At 39.9% G+C, this 15648-nt stretch carries 17 protein-coding genes and 1 pseudogene; 16 read left to right on the top strand and 2 right to left on the bottom strand.

Annotated elements, in window-relative coordinates; all coding sequences use genetic code 11:
- The first annotated feature begins 141 nt into the window (after positions 1 to 141).
- The 3 genes from ilvD to ACIROD_RS02820 all read left to right on the top strand — a co-directional run bounded on the left by ilvD (position 142) and on the right by ACIROD_RS02820 (position 3268).
- Entirely contained in the window at positions 142 to 1812 is a 1671-nt protein-coding gene (ilvD, locus tag ACIROD_RS02830; RefSeq protein ID WP_034311212.1) for a dihydroxy-acid dehydratase, read from the top strand.
- A 171-nt stretch (positions 1813 to 1983) separates the two neighbouring features.
- Positions 1984 to 2412: a BrxA/BrxB family bacilliredoxin gene (locus ACIROD_RS02825; RefSeq protein ID WP_057277313.1), complete on the top strand. Its 429-nt coding sequence runs from the start codon at positions 1984 to 1986 to the stop codon at positions 2410 to 2412.
- A 76-nt stretch (positions 2413 to 2488) separates the two neighbouring features.
- Complete coding sequence (locus ACIROD_RS02820) at positions 2489 to 3268, top strand: class I SAM-dependent methyltransferase (protein WP_402937749.1); 780 nt, start codon at positions 2489 to 2491, stop codon at positions 3266 to 3268.
- Here the strand turns inward: ACIROD_RS02820 and ggt are convergent, their stop codons facing one another.
- Positions 3269 to 4957 carry a gamma-glutamyltransferase gene (gene ggt / locus ACIROD_RS02815; RefSeq protein ID WP_402937746.1) on the bottom strand — a complete coding sequence of 563 codons (1689 nt, stop codon included), beginning with the start codon at positions 4955 to 4957 and terminating at the stop codon, positions 3269 to 3271. It abuts the gene before it with no gap.
- 436 nt (positions 4958 to 5393) lie between these two features.
- Between ggt and ACIROD_RS02810 the strand changes: the two genes are divergently transcribed.
- The 4 genes and pseudogenes from ACIROD_RS02810 to ACIROD_RS02795 all read left to right on the top strand — a co-directional run bounded on the left by ACIROD_RS02810 (position 5394) and on the right by ACIROD_RS02795 (position 7906).
- Entirely contained in the window at positions 5394 to 6011 is a 618-nt protein-coding gene (locus ACIROD_RS02810; RefSeq protein ID WP_101225293.1) for a YpjP family protein, read from the top strand.
- 210 nt (positions 6012 to 6221) lie between these two features.
- The gene (locus tag ACIROD_RS02805; protein ID WP_402937742.1) at positions 6222 to 6986 is read left to right on the top strand and encodes a TerC family protein; all 765 of its coding nucleotides are present in this window, start codon (positions 6222 to 6224) and stop codon (positions 6984 to 6986) included.
- Positions 6987 to 7057: 71 nt separating this feature from the next.
- Positions 7058 to 7273 (top strand): annotated as a pseudogene (locus tag ACIROD_RS02800) (hypothetical protein); the annotation flags it as partial.
- 27 nt (positions 7274 to 7300) lie between these two features.
- Positions 7301 to 7906: a hypothetical protein gene (locus ACIROD_RS02795; RefSeq protein ID WP_402937739.1), complete on the top strand. Its 606-nt coding sequence runs from the start codon at positions 7301 to 7303 to the stop codon at positions 7904 to 7906.
- A gap of 324 nt (positions 7907 to 8230) precedes the next feature.
- Here the strand turns inward: ACIROD_RS02795 and ACIROD_RS02790 are convergent, their stop codons facing one another.
- Positions 8231 to 8473, bottom strand: a complete 243-nt coding sequence (locus ACIROD_RS02790; RefSeq protein WP_101225290.1) for a hypothetical protein — start codon at positions 8471 to 8473, stop codon at positions 8231 to 8233.
- A gap of 223 nt (positions 8474 to 8696) precedes the next feature.
- Here ACIROD_RS02790 and ACIROD_RS02785 point away from each other — a divergent pair, with 223 nt between their 5' ends.
- The 9 genes from ACIROD_RS02785 to ACIROD_RS02745 all read left to right on the top strand — a co-directional run bounded on the left by ACIROD_RS02785 (position 8697) and on the right by ACIROD_RS02745 (position 15594).
- Positions 8697 to 9407 (top strand): anthrax toxin lethal factor-related metalloendopeptidase, encoded by a 711-nt coding sequence (locus ACIROD_RS02785; RefSeq protein WP_402937736.1) that lies wholly within the window; start codon positions 8697 to 8699, stop codon positions 9405 to 9407.
- 57 nt (positions 9408 to 9464) lie between these two features.
- Positions 9465 to 10259, top strand: a complete 795-nt coding sequence (locus tag ACIROD_RS02780; protein ID WP_048686772.1) for a thymidylate synthase — start codon at positions 9465 to 9467, stop codon at positions 10257 to 10259.
- Positions 10256 to 10741 carry a dihydrofolate reductase gene (locus tag ACIROD_RS02775; RefSeq protein WP_101225288.1) on the top strand — a complete coding sequence of 162 codons (486 nt, stop codon included), beginning with the start codon at positions 10256 to 10258 and terminating at the stop codon, positions 10739 to 10741. The genes ACIROD_RS02780 and ACIROD_RS02775 overlap by 4 nt, the downstream gene beginning before the upstream one ends.
- 151 nt (positions 10742 to 10892) lie before the next feature.
- Positions 10893 to 12161, top strand: a complete 1269-nt coding sequence (gene ilvA, locus ACIROD_RS02770) for a threonine ammonia-lyase IlvA (RefSeq protein ID WP_402937731.1) — start codon at positions 10893 to 10895, stop codon at positions 12159 to 12161.
- Between the two features lie 194 nt (positions 12162 to 12355).
- A complete protein-coding gene (tatA, locus tag ACIROD_RS02765) occupies positions 12356 to 12547 on the top strand; it encodes a twin-arginine translocase TatA/TatE family subunit (protein WP_034307557.1) in 192 nt (63 codons plus the stop codon).
- Between the two features lie 85 nt (positions 12548 to 12632).
- Positions 12633 to 13379, top strand: a complete 747-nt coding sequence (gene tatC, locus ACIROD_RS02760) for a twin-arginine translocase subunit TatC (RefSeq protein ID WP_101225286.1) — start codon at positions 12633 to 12635, stop codon at positions 13377 to 13379.
- A 136-nt stretch (positions 13380 to 13515) separates the two neighbouring features.
- Complete coding sequence (locus ACIROD_RS02755; protein ID WP_306804680.1) at positions 13516 to 13779, top strand: DUF2535 family protein; 264 nt, start codon at positions 13516 to 13518, stop codon at positions 13777 to 13779.
- Between the two features lie 228 nt (positions 13780 to 14007).
- Positions 14008 to 14850 (top strand): DegV family protein, encoded by an 843-nt coding sequence (locus tag ACIROD_RS02750; protein WP_402937728.1) that lies wholly within the window; start codon positions 14008 to 14010, stop codon positions 14848 to 14850.
- A 153-nt stretch (positions 14851 to 15003) separates the two neighbouring features.
- A complete protein-coding gene (locus tag ACIROD_RS02745; RefSeq protein ID WP_402937725.1) occupies positions 15004 to 15594 on the top strand; it encodes an SCO family protein in 591 nt (196 codons plus the stop codon).
- Positions 15595 to 15648: the final 54 nt, after the last annotated feature.

The following is a 15648-nucleotide window of genomic DNA, read 5'->3' as shown; positions in this document are numbered from 1 at the left end:
ATTTTTGTAGATATTTAGTGTTGAATGGTTGCATTTGTCTATAAATATGTTAGAATTTTTAGAGTATACTAAAAATTATATTATTCTGAATCATTAAACATTTAGCGGAAATTGGGGGTACAACAAATGTCTACATCAAATATGAGAAGTGACATGATTACAAAAGGGGTCGATCGAGCTCCACATAGAAGTCTGTTGCGGGCAGCAGGAGTTAAAGAAGAGGATTTCGGTAAACCGTTCATCGCGGTTTGTAATTCATACATCGATATCGTTCCAGGTCATGTACACCTTCAGGAATTCGGAAAAATAGTAAAGGAAGCGATTCGCGAAGCGGGCGGTGTTCCTTTCGAATTTAATACGATCGGGGTAGACGATGGAATTGCGATGGGTCATATTGGTATGCGCTATTCTTTGCCAAGCCGTGAAATCATCGCAGATTCCGTGGAAACTGTTGTATCGGCACATTGGTTTGACGGTATGGTGTGCATTCCAAACTGTGACAAGATAACGCCGGGAATGATGATGGGAGCACTTCGTGTCAATATTCCTACAATATTCGTAAGCGGCGGACCCATGAAAGCAGGTAAAGATAAAAATGGTAAATCACTTTCATTAACATCCGTTTTTGAAGGGGTGGGTGCTTATCAAGCAGGTAATATCAATGAAGAGGATTTGCAGGAGATCGAGCAGGTTGCATGTCCTACTTGCGGTTCTTGTTCAGGAATGTTCACAGCAAACTCCATGAACTGCCTGGCTGAAGGATTGGGACTTGCACTTCCGGGAAATGGTACGATTTTGGCGGTAGCCGAGGAACGTAAGGAATTCGTTAAGAAATCCGCTAAACAGTTGATGGAGATAATCAAACAGGATATCAAGCCTCGTGATATCGTAACGATTGATGCAATTGATAACGCATTTGCCTTGGATATGGCGATGGGCGGTTCGACCAACACCGTTCTTCATACACTTGCATTGGCACATGAAGCAGGTTTTGAATATCCGATGGAACGCATAAATGAAATAGCTAACCGCGTACCGCATCTAGCGAAAATCGCACCGGCATCCGATTATCATATTGAAGATGTACATAATGCCGGTGGTGTAAGTGCCGTCATTAATGAGTTACTCAAAAAACCAGGTGCCTTTAATGGAGATTGCCTTTCTGTCTCAGGTAAAACGCTCCGCGAAAATGTTGCCGGTTGTGAAATATTGGACAAGGATGTAATCCATCCATTGGATAATCCGCATTCTGAGCGTGGCGGGCTTGCTGTATTGTTCGGTAACCTTGCTCCTCAAGGCTCCATCGTAAAAGTGGGCGCCGTTGACGCATCAGTTGGTGGCTATCACAGGGGTCCTGCCATTTGTTTCGATTCCCAGGAAGATGCACTTTCCGGGATCATTACCGGAAAGGTTAAAGAAGGGGATGTAGTGGTCATTCGTTACGAAGGGCCTAAAGGTGGGCCGGGAATGCCGGAAATGTTGGCACCCACTTCCCAAATCGTCGGGAGGGGACTTGGAGCGAAAGTCGGTTTGATCACTGATGGCCGCTTTTCAGGAGCATCCCGAGGCATCAGCATTGGTCATATATCCCCCGAAGCAGCTGAGGGAGGCCCGATCGCTTTTGTTGAAGATGGAGATATCATCGAATTGGATTTGAATAATCGTAAAATCCAATTGGAAATTTCCGATGAAGAATTCGAAAAACGCAAAGCCAATTGGAAAGGCTTCGAGTCAAAGGTCAGGACAGGCTATTTAGCACGTTATTCCAAACTTGTGACGAATGCCAGCTCAGGCGGAGTGATGAAAGTTTAAGTTAAAAGGAAGACTAAAACATGGTGGCAGAATGAAACTGGATTCTGTCACCATGTTTCTTTGTGGGAAACAATGAAATTTTACAAAGCTTTAAGCGTCATTTTTGCATATGCACTCAATAATATAGTATCATTATACTAATTGAAGAATTGTAACCAAGGAGGTTTTTTTATGTCGATGGCATATGATGAATATATGAAACAAATGGTGAAACCAATGCGCGCGGAACTGGTGCAAGCAGGTTTTGATGAGTTGGAATCCGCTGAAGCGGTTGAAAACTTTATGGAATCGGTAGAAGGTACGACACTTGTGGTCGTGAATTCAGTTTGCGGCTGTGCTGCCGGGTTAGCCCGTCCAGCTGCTACTCAAGCCGTACTCCAAGCGGACAATAAGCCAGATCATTTGGTAACTGTATTTGCAGGCCAAGATAAGGAAGCGACAGCTAAAATGCGCGAATACTTCGATGGAATAGAACCTTCTTCACCATCCATGGCTCTTTTAAAGGGCAAAGAGGTCGTACATTTCATTCCGCGCCATGATATAGAAGGACAGCCAATGGAAGCCATCATGGAAAATTTATTGGCAGCGTTCAGTAAGTAAATAAGTGATAAAGCGGAATGTCCTGGAAACAGGGCATTCTTTTCAAATTTTAAAAGAGTATGAAGGGGTAGGATTCATGTTTGTCACAACAGTAGGAAGAGCCGATAAAGAAACGATGATATTAGCCAAAAGGTTAGCTGAAGAATTGCAAATCCCCTTTATAGCAAGAAGAAAACGATCAGTGAGAGATATCCAAGCGGAACATAATGAAGGTGATTGCCTTGTTTTTGGTAAAAAGCGGATGGAGTTATATCGATACCAGGAAAAAGAACCATTCTTTTTTCACCCGAACCTAGCGATGATTCGTATAAAAAGAATAATGCGCGGAGAGAGTGATCCATTTCTCATTGCCGGAGGTATAAATGAAGGGAACTCTGTGCTTGATTGTACCTTGGGATTGGGCTCTGATGCGATTGTCGCAAGTTTCAAAGTGGGTGAACATGGACAGGTTGTCGGATTGGAAGGAAATCAATATTTGGCCTTGCTCGTGGACCATGGGATGAAGACATGGGAGGATGCAGAAGAAAAAATGATTTCTGCGATGAGAAGAATAGAGGTCAGGCAGGGTGATCATTACGAAATATTGAAAACATTGCCGGACAATCATTTTGATGTCGTATATTTCGATCCCATGTTTGAAGAAACGATTCAGGAATCGAATGGTATAAGGGGACTGACTCATTTTGCGGATGGTAAGGATCTATCGGTTGAAATAATGAAAGAAGCTAAGCGGGTTGCGCGCAAGAGAGTCGTGTTGAAAGACCATTACCGCAGCTCCCGCTTTGAGGAATTTGGATTTGAAGTACTAAAAAGAAAAACATCCAAATTCCATTTTGGCTTCATTTCCATCCAGTGATCACGATTTATAATCTGTTTCGTCCAGACCCATGGCACAGCCTTCCCGGCTTGAATCGGCAGCACCATAGTTTGAGCCATCGGGGTTGATTTGAATCGCTTGGACATTCCCTATTGAGTGGGGAACTTCATTAAAGGCGAAGCCCATTGCTTCCAAGTGGCCTTTGCTAGTCATATCCATTCCAGGCTCCCATTCAATATGAGGGCCCATCGGAGTGAAAATTCTAGGTTCTTCGATGGCTGCTTTCAAATCCATTTTTAAATCGAGTACATTAATGATCGTTTGTACGACTGAACTGATGATGGTTGGTCCACCTGGTGACCCTAACGTCAAGATCGGCTCGCCGTCTTTAAAGATGATGGTCGGGCTTTTACAGCTGACTGGGCGTTTATTGGGCTGCACTTCATTCATGCCGCCTGGAATGGAATCAAAATCAGTCAGTTCGTTATTCAGCATGAAACCATAGTCTGAAACCATGATGCCTGATCCGAATGGATGTTCTACTGTAGAAGTGCATGCTGCGATATTCCCCCATCTGTCACGGACAGTGAAGTGTGTCGTTTCACTGATATCCTCTTCATTAGGCTGAGGTATGACTTCCCTTTGCTTCACGGAATCATAAATCCAAGGGTTTCCGAAGTCAATGGCATTATTTCTTGTTTTGAAATTAATGAAGGAGCGGCGTTTAGCTATATAATCATCATGCATGAGACCCGCCAACGGCAATTCGGCAAATTCGGGATCAGCGAGAAATGCCTTTTTGTCTGTAAATGCCAGACGCATCGCTTCTGCTATTAAATAATATTTTTCCCAAGAACGGACGTCATATTGTTCTATTTGGAAGCTCTCCAATATTTTCAGGATTTGGATGACCGTGAATCCGCCAGCACTTGGGGCATTTGATGACGCAATTAGATAATCCTTATAAGTCCCATACATTGGTACATCGATTGTAGCTTTATAGTCCTTTAAATCAGAAAGCTCCATGAACCCTCCAAGCTCCTGTATACAGGAAATGATGCCTTCTCCGATTTCACCTTCATAAAAAGCGGAAATTCCTTCACGTTGTAAGATCCGATAGGTATTCGCCAGCTTTTCTTTAATCAGCAAATCGCCATCCTGATAGGGTTTTCCGTTTGGCATGAAGAATTTACGCGCTTCATCGCCCAATCGATATTCAAAATTTTTAAGAGCGTCGCAAAGAACCCAATTGACGGGAACTCCCTTTTCTGCAAATTCAATGGATGGCTCGATGAGGTCCGCTAATGGCTTACTGCCATTTTCAGCGAGTGCTTCATCCATAGCCTTCAGTATTCCGGGTATGCCTACCGCTGTGGCTTTGATTGATCTTTCTTTAAATGGGATGACTTCCCCTTTTTCATCAAGAAACATGTCTCGATGTGCGGCTTTAGGTGCTCTTACATGCCCATCGTATATTTTCGTTTCCTTATTTTTAGCGTTATATACCATTAGGAAACCACTTCCGCCGATACCGGTCATCATGGGTTCCACAATATTCAGGGCAAATTGGATGGCGACCGCCGCATCGACAGCATTTCCACCTTCACGTAATATTTTTTCCCCTATGGAAGTGGCTACCGGATGAGCTGTTACGACCATTCCGGCGCCCCCTGTAGCTGTTTCCCTTTTATAATCCTTATCTTTAATGATCTCATTGTTGTTTTCCAAAATAATTCCTCCATTATTCAGTCCTTTTATCTGCCAAAAGGTAAGGCTTATGTTTGAATGAAAAGAAAACCTTGTCATTGTAGAAGAATGACAAGGAGATTTTTCGTAGGTATTCATTTATTCTTAATCAGCAAATGATAAATATACGAAAAATGCTAATGTTACAAGACATAAAGCCACCATGGCAGTCGAAGCCATATAAGACCCCTCCTTAAAAAGACTTGAATCTAATTAAGTTCTCCAAAAATCGTCAAAATCCTTCATTTAAATGTAAATTTATTGATATTTAATAAAAAAGTTCGAGCTCATAAACTTTATATAGGTATTTATCCTTTTTTTTGATTTTTAAAACATGGGTAACTATATATTCGTAATTACCAAAAAATAAAAGTATACTAAATATAAAGACAATACAAAAAAGGAGGGGGAGTGTGATTTGAAAGCGGCGGTTTGGTTCAGGAAAAGTCTCGTCATTTTAGTATCCGTTTTGACGTTTGGTCTTGTCACTCCTTCAGATCTGGCGTGGCTTGCGGAAGCCGATTCGTTAAAGGATACTAAAAAAGGGTTAGTGGAAGAAGAGGGATTATCCTATCTTCCTTCGCAAAATTCGACTGAACTAGAAGAGGAATTCAACCGGGAAGAATTTTTATCGGGCATAATGAATAAGGCAGAGGAAAACGCATTTGTGAAATTTGGAGAGAAGATCAATCCTAAAATTGGTGATGAGTTCAAAATGGCCATATTACCAAAAATGGAAGAAGCCATTACCGAAATGGCTGCCCAATTTCCAGATGAGAAATTACAGCAATTAACCATCACTGAGCAGCCGAGTGCGGGCAGGGCCGAAAAAATATTTCATATTTATGATACAAACAGCGGCAAGGATATCATCAGATTCCATGTCAGGCAGGAAAATCCTCCACTGGAAGGGTATTGGTTCGATTTTCATTATCATACCCATCATGATTCATTTGCCACCCATTATAATATAGGGAAAATATATTGGGATAAAAATACGCCGCCAGAGTGGACGAGTAAACAAAGGATCTCATAGCGGTTGGTTTCGTTGATTTTATGTAAGTGTAAGAGTATGATGAAAATGAAGTGAATCTCTAATAGCATCGAAATGATACGTTGTCATGCAACGTATTTATTTTGTGTTGAAATAAAAGCAGAGTTTTTATCATAACGGGGAACAATGTGAACAATGTTATTTTAAAAGGTTTTCTAATTTTGCGGTTATAGTAGCAGAGGAGTCTTTATCATGTCAGAGTTGTTAAATAACATCATGCAAACGTATGCACAGTTTTTTGACTGGCATATGTGGGTCGAGGTTTTATCCGACCCGGTGAGCTGGGGATTGATTGGAACGCTCGTATTAATGGAAGGGTTGCTATCAGCCGACAACGCTTTGGTATTAGCAGTAATGGTCAGGCACCTTCCGGAAAAACAACGGAAAAAAGCACTTTTTTACGGTTTATTAGGTGCTTACGCTTTTAGATTTATAGCGATTGGAATAGGTGTTTTCCTCATTAAGCTTTGGTGGGTGAAGGTAATTGGAGCAGCCTATCTTGGTTGGCTCTCATTTAAATACTTTAGGGATAAAAGAAAAAAACAAGCTGATGAAGATATTCAGGGAATGAATAAAAACAGCATACTGATCCGTATGTTTGGTACCTTATGGGGAACGGTTGCCGCAGTGGAATTGATGGATATAGCATTTTCCGTCGATAGTGTCTTGGCCGCATTCGGGGTGAGTGAAAAAGTCTGGGTGCTTTTGACAGGGGGAATGATTGGTGTCTTGATGATGCGGGGAGTGGCGGGATTATTTCTAAAATTGATAGATAAGGTTCCTGAATTGGAAACTGCCGCATATGTCCTTATCGGATTCATTGCTATAAAAATGTTATTGGCCGTTGCAAGGATAGAAATCCCGCCTACAATCTTTTTTTCCTTTATTTTGCTGATTTTTGGCACCACGATCGTATTCCATTTGAAGAAAGGGAAAAAGCTCAAGGAACATGGTTGAGCACTATTTAAAAAAGCTGCCATCGAAAATAATGGCAGCTTTTTGGCGCAAAAGTTTCAGAATGGTATCATTATTCAAGTGTTCTTGGTAGAAGAAGAATCGTCAAAACTCAATTAGAAAATGCTATCGGCAATAAATTGTCGTCGGACAATACATTTTGCACCGATGCTTGGAGGGCATTTTCTCAAAGTGATAATATATCAATAAGTAGTATGATAGTAGAAAATTGTCTTTTCAAGACAGATGTTACTTATAAAGAGTTAAGATTATCAACCTTTAATAAATGAATACATTGGAACTACGGGGGCGGAAAATTGAATATAGAAGTTGGCTATTTCCCGAAGAGATATTATGACTCAAATCCTGATGCTGGAGGTTTTTTCCCGTTTGCAAAAGAAGGCACTACACCATATGTTTTCTCAATGGATGGCTTTTATCTACCAGAATGTGATCAAAATTTCCTGCCATTGTGGATGAGAAACATTAAAGCATTTCCACTTTATTTTTGTCCTGAGGTTTCTTCTTATTGCAAAGATGAGTTTGAACATAATTGCAAGGAATTCAATATCAGTTATAGATACTTAACTAACCGATACGTTGTTACTGAAATCCGGAATGAAAAGCAGTTTCAGGGGATTTTCCCTTTCTATATTACTCTTGGTAGTGGGAATGATTTAGTTTTATGGTCCACAAACAAAGATGTATTTAGTGTAGAACAAAGAGAATGGAAAGGAAATTGGGAAGGGAAAATTGCGGGAACAGTAGTGGTTAAAGTAGAAGTAGATACAAGTATTTTTTGGATTGGCTATGATGGAGATAACATTGCGGTTATCTCAAGTCAATCGAATTTCGCAACCTATAAAAAAATAATCAAGACTTTTCCCGATTTTGTAGTTCCAAAGCTATGTAAGTACGAGTAATTTTAAAAATTAAAATGATTATGAGACCCCTGATAAGAGAAGGTCTCATTTATTTGACTAAAAAACAACAATATTATTTAACATAACCAAAATGTTAAAACAAAGTTGATTGGAGCGGAAGGTGCGAGACTCCTGCGAGAAAAGCGAGTCAAGGGTTGACCCCACAGGCGCAAAAGCGCCGATGAGGCTACCGGACCGCCCGCGGAAAGCGAGTGCCTGGAGCGGAAATCAACGTCTAAATTGTGCACATATAAAAAAACTGTAGGCAAACTTGATTTTTCATCGAGGTTGCCTACCCGTCTGAAGCTGACATCAAATATGATGTCAGCTTTTATTTTGGAAAATATCAATTATTTGAAGAAGGGCTGTAAATGTTGTGAAGAAAAGCAATGGCAATAAAAAGTTAAGCCAAAGTGAAGACAGTAGCGGATGCAGCAGTATGCCAAATAAGATGGAGAAGAGAAAAAGGTCGAGAATGATGAACACTCTTAAACTGTAAATATCAAGCACTTCTTCAGCAAGTTCTCGGTGCTCCTTCAAGATTGCTTTTTTATTATTGGTTTCCATGCGATCACCTTAAACCTTTTACGATTATATACTGTTGATATATGAAAAGTGCGGATCAATGGTTCTTCTCATGATGAATGGCAACCGAAATTACCAAAAAAACATAGAGTTTTTACATTAGGGCAATATGTTATACTAATATAATAGTATCGAAGGTTTAGAGTTTTTAAATAACATATATTTTCTTAACATAAATGAGGAATGAAGAAGGGGGGAGAAGCGTGTGAAAAGAAAGAAATGGTTATCCATACTTGCATTATTTGTCTTTTTATTCTCAATGCTCTCCTATTCATTAGCGAAGGATGAAGGGGTGAAATGGCGGAATTTACCCAAAGATAATCTTTTAAGACAAGCTGAACTTTTTAAAGGCAATAAAGAATTGCAACGAATATTTTTATTTCCAGAAGAGGAGTACGATGAAAGGGAAGCACTTAAAATTGCTGGTACCATTAATAAACTGCCTCATTCCCTTTTGAAGAAAACTGCTGAAAGTGGTGTGAGGATCAAACTATTCGATGGTGATTTAACAGAAAATCAATCCGCAGCAAAATTAAAGGGGAAAACTCCGCGTGGTTATTTGAATAAACAAACAACTTGGGATGATGTGCCTGGTATGGGCGGATCACATACGGTATTGGTTAAAATCGGGGCAAGTGACAAGGGCAACGGGCATGGCTCCGTTAATTTGGAACTGCATGAGCTGGGGCATTCTATCGATAATATAGTGTTTGATGGAATCCGTGAAGACATGGATTATTTGAAGATTTGGGGTAAGGAAGTGGATGGGCTGTTTCCCGGGATTACGTATTTTTCCAATTACCCTGAGGAATACTTTGCAGAAACATTTGCCATGTTTTATGTGAACGATGAACAAAATCAATTGCTTAGACAAAAAGCACCCAAGACTTATAATTTTATTAAACAATTAGATTAAACATTGGGCAATAATACGTTAAAATAAGGAGAATGAAAGTAGAAAAGGTGGTTTATCATGAAGCAATATTTAGATTTATGTAAGCATGTACTCGAAAATGGAACGCAAAAGGGTGATCGTACGGGAACAGGAACGATCAGTACCTTTGGATATCAAATGAGATTCAATTTAAAAGATGGATTCCCTGTACTTACAACGAAAAAGGTTAGTTTAAAAGCGATTATCCATGAACTATTGTGGTTTTTGAAGGGTGATACGAACGTTGGCTACCTTCAGGAAAATAGCGTGCGCATCTGGAATGAATGGGCTGATGAAAAGGGAGAATTAGGTCCGATTTATGGTCATCAATGGCGTTCTTGGGGAACGGCTGATGGAAGGCAAATCGACCAAATCAGTGAATTGATCGAACAAATCAAAACGAATCCAAATTCAAGAAGGCTGATAGTCAGTGCTTGGAATGTTGGGGAACTGGACGAAATGGCCTTGCCGCCTTGCCATGCTTTCTTTCAATTCTATGTCGCTGATGGTAAGCTTTCATGCCAGCTATACCAACGTTCAGCGGACGTCTTTTTAGGTGTTCCTTTTAACATAGCTTCATATGCGCTCTTAACGATGATGATCGCCCAAGTGTGTGATTTGGAAGTTGGCGAATTTGTACATACTTTCGGGGATGTCCACATCTACTCTAACCACCTTGAACAAGTGGAACTGCAGTTGACTCGTGATCCCAAACCATTGCCAATCATGAAAATCAATCCGGATGTGAAAAATATCTTTGATTTTAGCTTCGAGGATTTCGTTTTGGAAAATTACGAAGCTCATCCCCATATAAAAGGTGAGGTTAGCATATGATTTCATTGATAGTTGCTATGGATCAAAATCGTGTGATAGGTAATAACAATAAACTGCCGTGGCATTTACCGGCCGATTTGCAGTATTTTAAAAAAGTGACGATGGGTCATCCGATCGTCATGGGCCGAAAAACATTTGAATCGATCGGCAGGGTCCTGCCTGGCCGGGAAAATGTCATCGTTACCCGCAATCAGGATTTTAAAGCGGAAGGCTGCGTAGTCTTACATGATATAGCACAAATTAAAACGTTTGCAGATAGCCGTGATGAGGAAGTTTTTGTGATTGGCGGAGCCGAAATCTTCAAGGAAATCCTTCCTGTTACCGATCGCCTGTATATAACGGAAATCCATGAAACCTTTGAGGGTGATACTTTCTTTCCAGTGATTGATGAGAATCAATGGGATAAAGTCTCCTCAAAACCAGGCAGCATCGATGAAAAAAATCATTATGCACATGATTTTATTATTCTACAAAAAAAATAAAGTGCTAATCCGATTATGGGGAAATGACCATAATCGGATTTTTTTGGTATGAAACGAACAAAAGCAAGAATTTTTAGAAAAATCAATTACATTAATAACAGTAAAGTGCTATAATGATTGAATTCATTAAGGAAGGAAATGAGGGATTGTTATGAATCAGACTGCATCTAAGAATAGGGGGATTCAATTGGAAGATATTCTAATTGCCTATAGAGAACTGAAAGAAATCGTTTTGCATACTCCTTTACAAAAAAATCAGAGGCTCTCTGAAAAATATGATTGTAATGTTTATTTAAAACGCGAGGACCTACAACACGTACGTTCCTTTAAATTAAGAGGGGCTTACTATAAAATGAAAAGCCTGACCGCTGAAGAGACGAAGAATGGAGTCGTTTGTGCCAGTGCAGGAAACCATGCACAGGGAGTAGCTTTTTCCTGCAGCCAAATAGGTATCCATGGGAAAATTTATATGCCTGCTACAACTCCAAGGCAAAAAGTCGATCAAGTGCAGTTATTCGGAAGGGATAATGTGGAAATCATCCTTGTCGGGGATACTTTCGATGATGCATTTGCCATGGCGATGGAATGCTGTGAAAAAGAAGAGCGTTCCTTTATCCATCCATTTGACGATGAAAAGGTAATCGCCGGGCAGGGTACAACGGCTGTAGAAATCCTGAATGATTGTGAAGATGGAATCGACTATGTATTTGCCGCTATGGGCGGTGGCGGTTTAATGGCCGGAGTATCGAGTTATTTCAAATCGGTTTCCCCAAATACGAAATGCATTGGAGTTGAGCCGCAAGGTGCTGCTTCGATGGAATACTCCTTCAAGGAAGGAAAAGTTTCTGAGCTTGAAAACATAGATACATTCGTTGACGGGGCAGCTGTCAAGTGTGTGGGACAGTTGACATATCAGCTTTGTAAGGAAAACCTGGAAGATATCGTTGTCGTCCCTCCAGGCCAAATCTGTACGACGATTCTCGATTTATATAATCAGCATGCGATCGTAGCTGAACCGGCAGGGGCTATATCTGTAGCCGCGTTGGATTTATACAAAGAACAAATCAAAGGCAAAACGGTTGTATGCATGGTCAGCGGAGGGAATAACGACATTGGGCGTATGCAGGAAATTAAGGAGAAATCCTTATTATATGAAGGGCTGCTTTATTACTTCATCGTGAATTTTCCGCAACGTGCCGGAGCTTTAAGGGAATTCCTTGATGAGGTGTTAGGACCGAATGACGATATAAGCCGTTTTGAATATACGAAGAAAAATAATAAAGAAAGCGGGCCGGCCCTGGTTGGTGTAGAACTAAAAGATAAAAATGATTATGAAGGGCTCATTCAGAGGATGAACAAGAAAGGATTCTCTTTCGTAGAGGTCAATAAAGACAGTAATTTATTTCACTTATTGATTTAATCATGGATTAAATGTTAAATTAGGATAGAATAATACCTTTGTTTTTACATTTTATTCTGCCGGCCCAGTCGTATATGGGCATACTGTCGATAATTGTTACCATTCTATGACGAATTGCCAGTTTCCTTTCAATTGGTTGGAAATGGTATTATAATCGGGGTAGGTCTAATTACAACACCAAAGGGGATGTATCCATGTCGAACATTGGAGTACCTGGTCTAATTCTCATCTTAATATTGGCTTTAATTATCTTTGGTCCGAAGAAACTTCCAGAAATTGGACGCGCATTTGGACAAACACTTCGTGAGTTTAAAAAGTCCACGAGTGATTTAACAAAAGGTGATTATGAAGAAGATAAGAAGCTACAACAAAAAAATCATGAATGATTGAATGCTGGGCGTAAGATGCAACCGTCTTGCGCCTTTATGCTGGAACAAAGATACGGATTTTCAGATGAAGGCGTGATCAACTTTGGAAGATAAAGAATTAAATATCATCGATCATCTCGATGAATTGAGAAAACGGCTCATCATTACAGCTGTTGCTTTTGTCATCTTTTTTATCGCCAGTTTTATTTATGTTGAGGAGATTTATAATTGGTTCGTGAAAGATCTCGATTTTGAACTGATGGTATTGGGACCGAGCGATATTATCTGGATTTACTTTATGCTTGCAGGTGTCGTAGCCATTGCGGCAACGATACCGGTAATTGCCCTGCAAATCTGGTTATTCGTTAAACCCGCTTTGATGCCAAATGAAGTAAGGGCGACCCTTGCATACATTCCGGCACTTTTCCTGCTTTTTATCGGAGGGCTTGCTTTCGGTTATTTTGTCATCTTCCCGACCATTCTTCAATTTTTGATTGAATTGGGCGATGGGATGTTCATAACCAGTTTTACAGCGGATAAGTACTTTTCATTCGTATTTAATATGACGATACCTTTTGCTGTTTTATTCGAGCTTCCCGTCGTTACCATGTTTTTGACCTCCCTTGGCATAATTAATCCTTATGTGCTTCAAAAGTTAAGGAAGTATGCATACTTTGTACTGGTTGTCATAGCGATATCGATTACGCCGCCCGACTTTATGTCAGACTTTATGGTGATGGTTCCGCTGCTGTTATTATATGAAATCAGTATTTCTTTATCTAAAGTCGTCTATAAACGAAGGGTGAAACGTGAAAGCTTGCGGGAAGGCACCTACGAGGAAGGTTTATAAAAAGAGGCCCATAAAGGCATTTTGTCCTTTATGGGTCTTTTTTTTGTGAAAGTCAATCTGATTTGTCTGTTTTTTTACACATTTGAATATTTATACTTTTGGATTTATTGTGTATAATGTAAGCAATCGGTGAAAAATGAGGATTGATATTTTGATGTTCAAATGCTTGGAATTCAAAGATTGTTTTGGACATAAGGTCACAATTTCAGAAATACCTGTCTTACTGCCTAGTGATCCGAATTTTTTTATGTTGACCGTGCGTTTGGAAGTATTTGTAAAGAAGGTTTTTGCCAATAAAGATCATAAAGAAAATTACTCATTTAAGCATTATTTAGCATCCGTACTCAAATGGCCCGTTTATAACAAGCTTTTTTTTGGAAGTTTACTAAATAATGCTTAATGCGGACTGTTCCATAGCTAACATCTCCGTTAAAAGAGATGACACGAATGCCATGCAATATCTAATAAATCGGCATGTGTTCAGGTTAGCTCATGGGACGGTCTTTTTTTTGTGTGAACATTTCAAAAGACTAGTATCACTTCACTTGATAAAAAAAGACCTTTGGTTTGAATGCGTACCTTGAATAGGTATAATACAATAGATATGTTAATTTAGGGATGTGTAATGATGAATAAAGTAAAGATAGTAACAGACTCGACAGTAGATATGACACCAGAGGAACTGGAATTTTATGATATAACTATGGTCCCTTTATCGATTTTTATAGATGGGGAGACTTTTTTGGATAAGGTTGAAATCGAACAAGAAGAATTCCTGAAAAGAATGAACCAGTCAAAAGAACTGCCAAAAAGCTCACAACCAGCCGTAGGTACCTTTGTGGAGGTATATGATGAACTAGGAAAAGACGGAAGCGAGATTATTTCCATACATATGACAGGTGGCATGAGCGGTACAGTTCGCTCAGCGGAAAGCGCAGCAAGCATGTCTGAAACGAAGGTTACCGTTCTTGATTCGAAATTCATTTCAAAAGCGATGTCATTCCAGGTGATCGAGGCAGCGAAGATGGCGAAGGAAGGGAAATCCGTAGCTGAAATAATTGATCGACTGGAACATATTAAAAAGCAGTCAAGTTTAATAATTGTCATAGAAACACTTGATAACCTAGTTAAGGGTGGAAGAATTGGCAAAGTTTCTGCTTTTATTGGTTCATTGCTGCACATAAAGCCGATTGCACTTCTTGATGATGGTGTACTGAATCCTGTATCCAAAGCTAGGAGCCAGTCACAGGTCGTGAAGTTCATCATCAAGAAATTCAAAGAAGATACTCAAGGCAAAAAAATTAGAGGCATTGGTTTTGTCCATGCGAATGGTCTTGAAATAGCCGATAAAGTCCGCGACGCCATTTCAGACTTAACAGGATATCAAGACATAAAGATAGAAGCAACGACTGCCGTCGTAAGTACGCATACGGGTGAAGGCGCCATGGCAATCATGTATTATTGGGACTGATATGGATAAACCATGTGAAACTGCGTTTGGCGACGGTTTTGTCACTTTTACAATTGTCTTTAATTCGTAGAAATAGTTGCTGTTCTCATTCCGATTGGTCTGTTAGAATAAATGAAGTAACAGAATATTTTATACATAAAGGACGGGGTAGGGATGAGAAAGCTGCAATTGCTTATGGCAGCTATGGGAGCATCAATTTTTTTGCTGTTGACAGCATGTGGTTCCAATGGTGTACCTGATGCCAAAAATTGGGATCTTGAAGATTTCAGTTACATCGATCAGGAGGGTAAACCTTTCTCAAAAAGCGATCTCAAAGGAAAGGTTTGGGTAGCGGATTTTATATTCACTAGCTGTGAGACGGTCTGTCTCCCCATGACTTCGAATATGACGAAGCTGCATCAGCAATTGAAGGATGAAGGTATTACTGATGTAGAGTTCGTTTCATTTTCCGTGGACCCGGAAATTGACAAACCTGATGTTTTAAAAAAGTTTGGTGACCAATTTAATGTGGATTACGGCAACTGGCACTTTCTGACCGGTTATGGGCAGGAAGAAATCGAGCAGTTTGCATTGGATAACTTTAAAACGATAGTCAAAAAGCCAGAAGCAGAAGATCAGGTGATTCATGGTACCAGCTTTTTTCTGATTGATCAAGAAGGAAAGATCATCATGGATTATACAGGCCTGCAGGATATTCCCTTTGATGAAATCATTAAGCATATTAAAATTTTACAGAATTATTGAACAGGTTAAATGACCTGTTCTTTCTGTTTTCATCCATCTTTATTATGATTTCAA

The sequence above is a fragment of the Peribacillus sp. NPDC101481 genome (genome assembly GCF_044767165.1).
Taxonomy (GTDB): domain Bacteria; phylum Bacillota; class Bacilli; order Bacillales; family DSM-1321; genus Peribacillus.
This window is presented reverse-complemented; position numbering and strand designations above follow the sequence as displayed.

Bases quoted from the DNA above. Each gene is read 5' to 3' on its own strand.
- ACIROD_RS02750 (WP_402937728.1), top strand. From the start codon at position 14,008: ATGAATAAAGTAAAGATAGTAACAGACTCGACAGTAGATATGACACCA.
- ACIROD_RS02745 (WP_402937725.1), top strand. From the start codon at position 15,004: ATGAGAAAGCTGCAATTGCTTATGGCAGCTATGGGAGCATCAATTTTT.
- ACIROD_RS02775 (WP_101225288.1), top strand. From the start codon at position 10,256: ATGATTTCATTGATAGTTGCTATGGATCAAAATCGTGTGATAGGTAAT.
- ilvD (WP_034311212.1), top strand. From the start codon at position 142: ATGAGAAGTGACATGATTACAAAAGGGGTCGATCGAGCTCCACATAGA.
- tatA (WP_034307557.1), top strand. From the start codon at position 12,356: ATGTCGAACATTGGAGTACCTGGTCTAATTCTCATCTTAATATTGGCT.
- ACIROD_RS02755 (WP_306804680.1), top strand. From the start codon at position 13,516: ATGAGGATTGATATTTTGATGTTCAAATGCTTGGAATTCAAAGATTGT.
- ACIROD_RS02780 (WP_048686772.1), top strand. From the start codon at position 9,465: ATGAAGCAATATTTAGATTTATGTAAGCATGTACTCGAAAATGGAACG.
- ACIROD_RS02820 (WP_402937749.1), top strand. From the start codon at position 2,489: ATGTTTGTCACAACAGTAGGAAGAGCCGATAAAGAAACGATGATATTA.
- ACIROD_RS02825 (WP_057277313.1), top strand. From the start codon at position 1,984: ATGTCGATGGCATATGATGAATATATGAAACAAATGGTGAAACCAATG.
- ACIROD_RS02790 (WP_101225290.1), bottom strand. From the start codon at position 8,473: ATGGAAACCAATAATAAAAAAGCAATCTTGAAGGAGCACCGAGAACTT.
- ACIROD_RS02805 (WP_402937742.1), top strand. From the start codon at position 6,222: ATGTCAGAGTTGTTAAATAACATCATGCAAACGTATGCACAGTTTTTT.
- ilvA (WP_402937731.1), top strand. From the start codon at position 10,893: ATGAATCAGACTGCATCTAAGAATAGGGGGATTCAATTGGAAGATATT.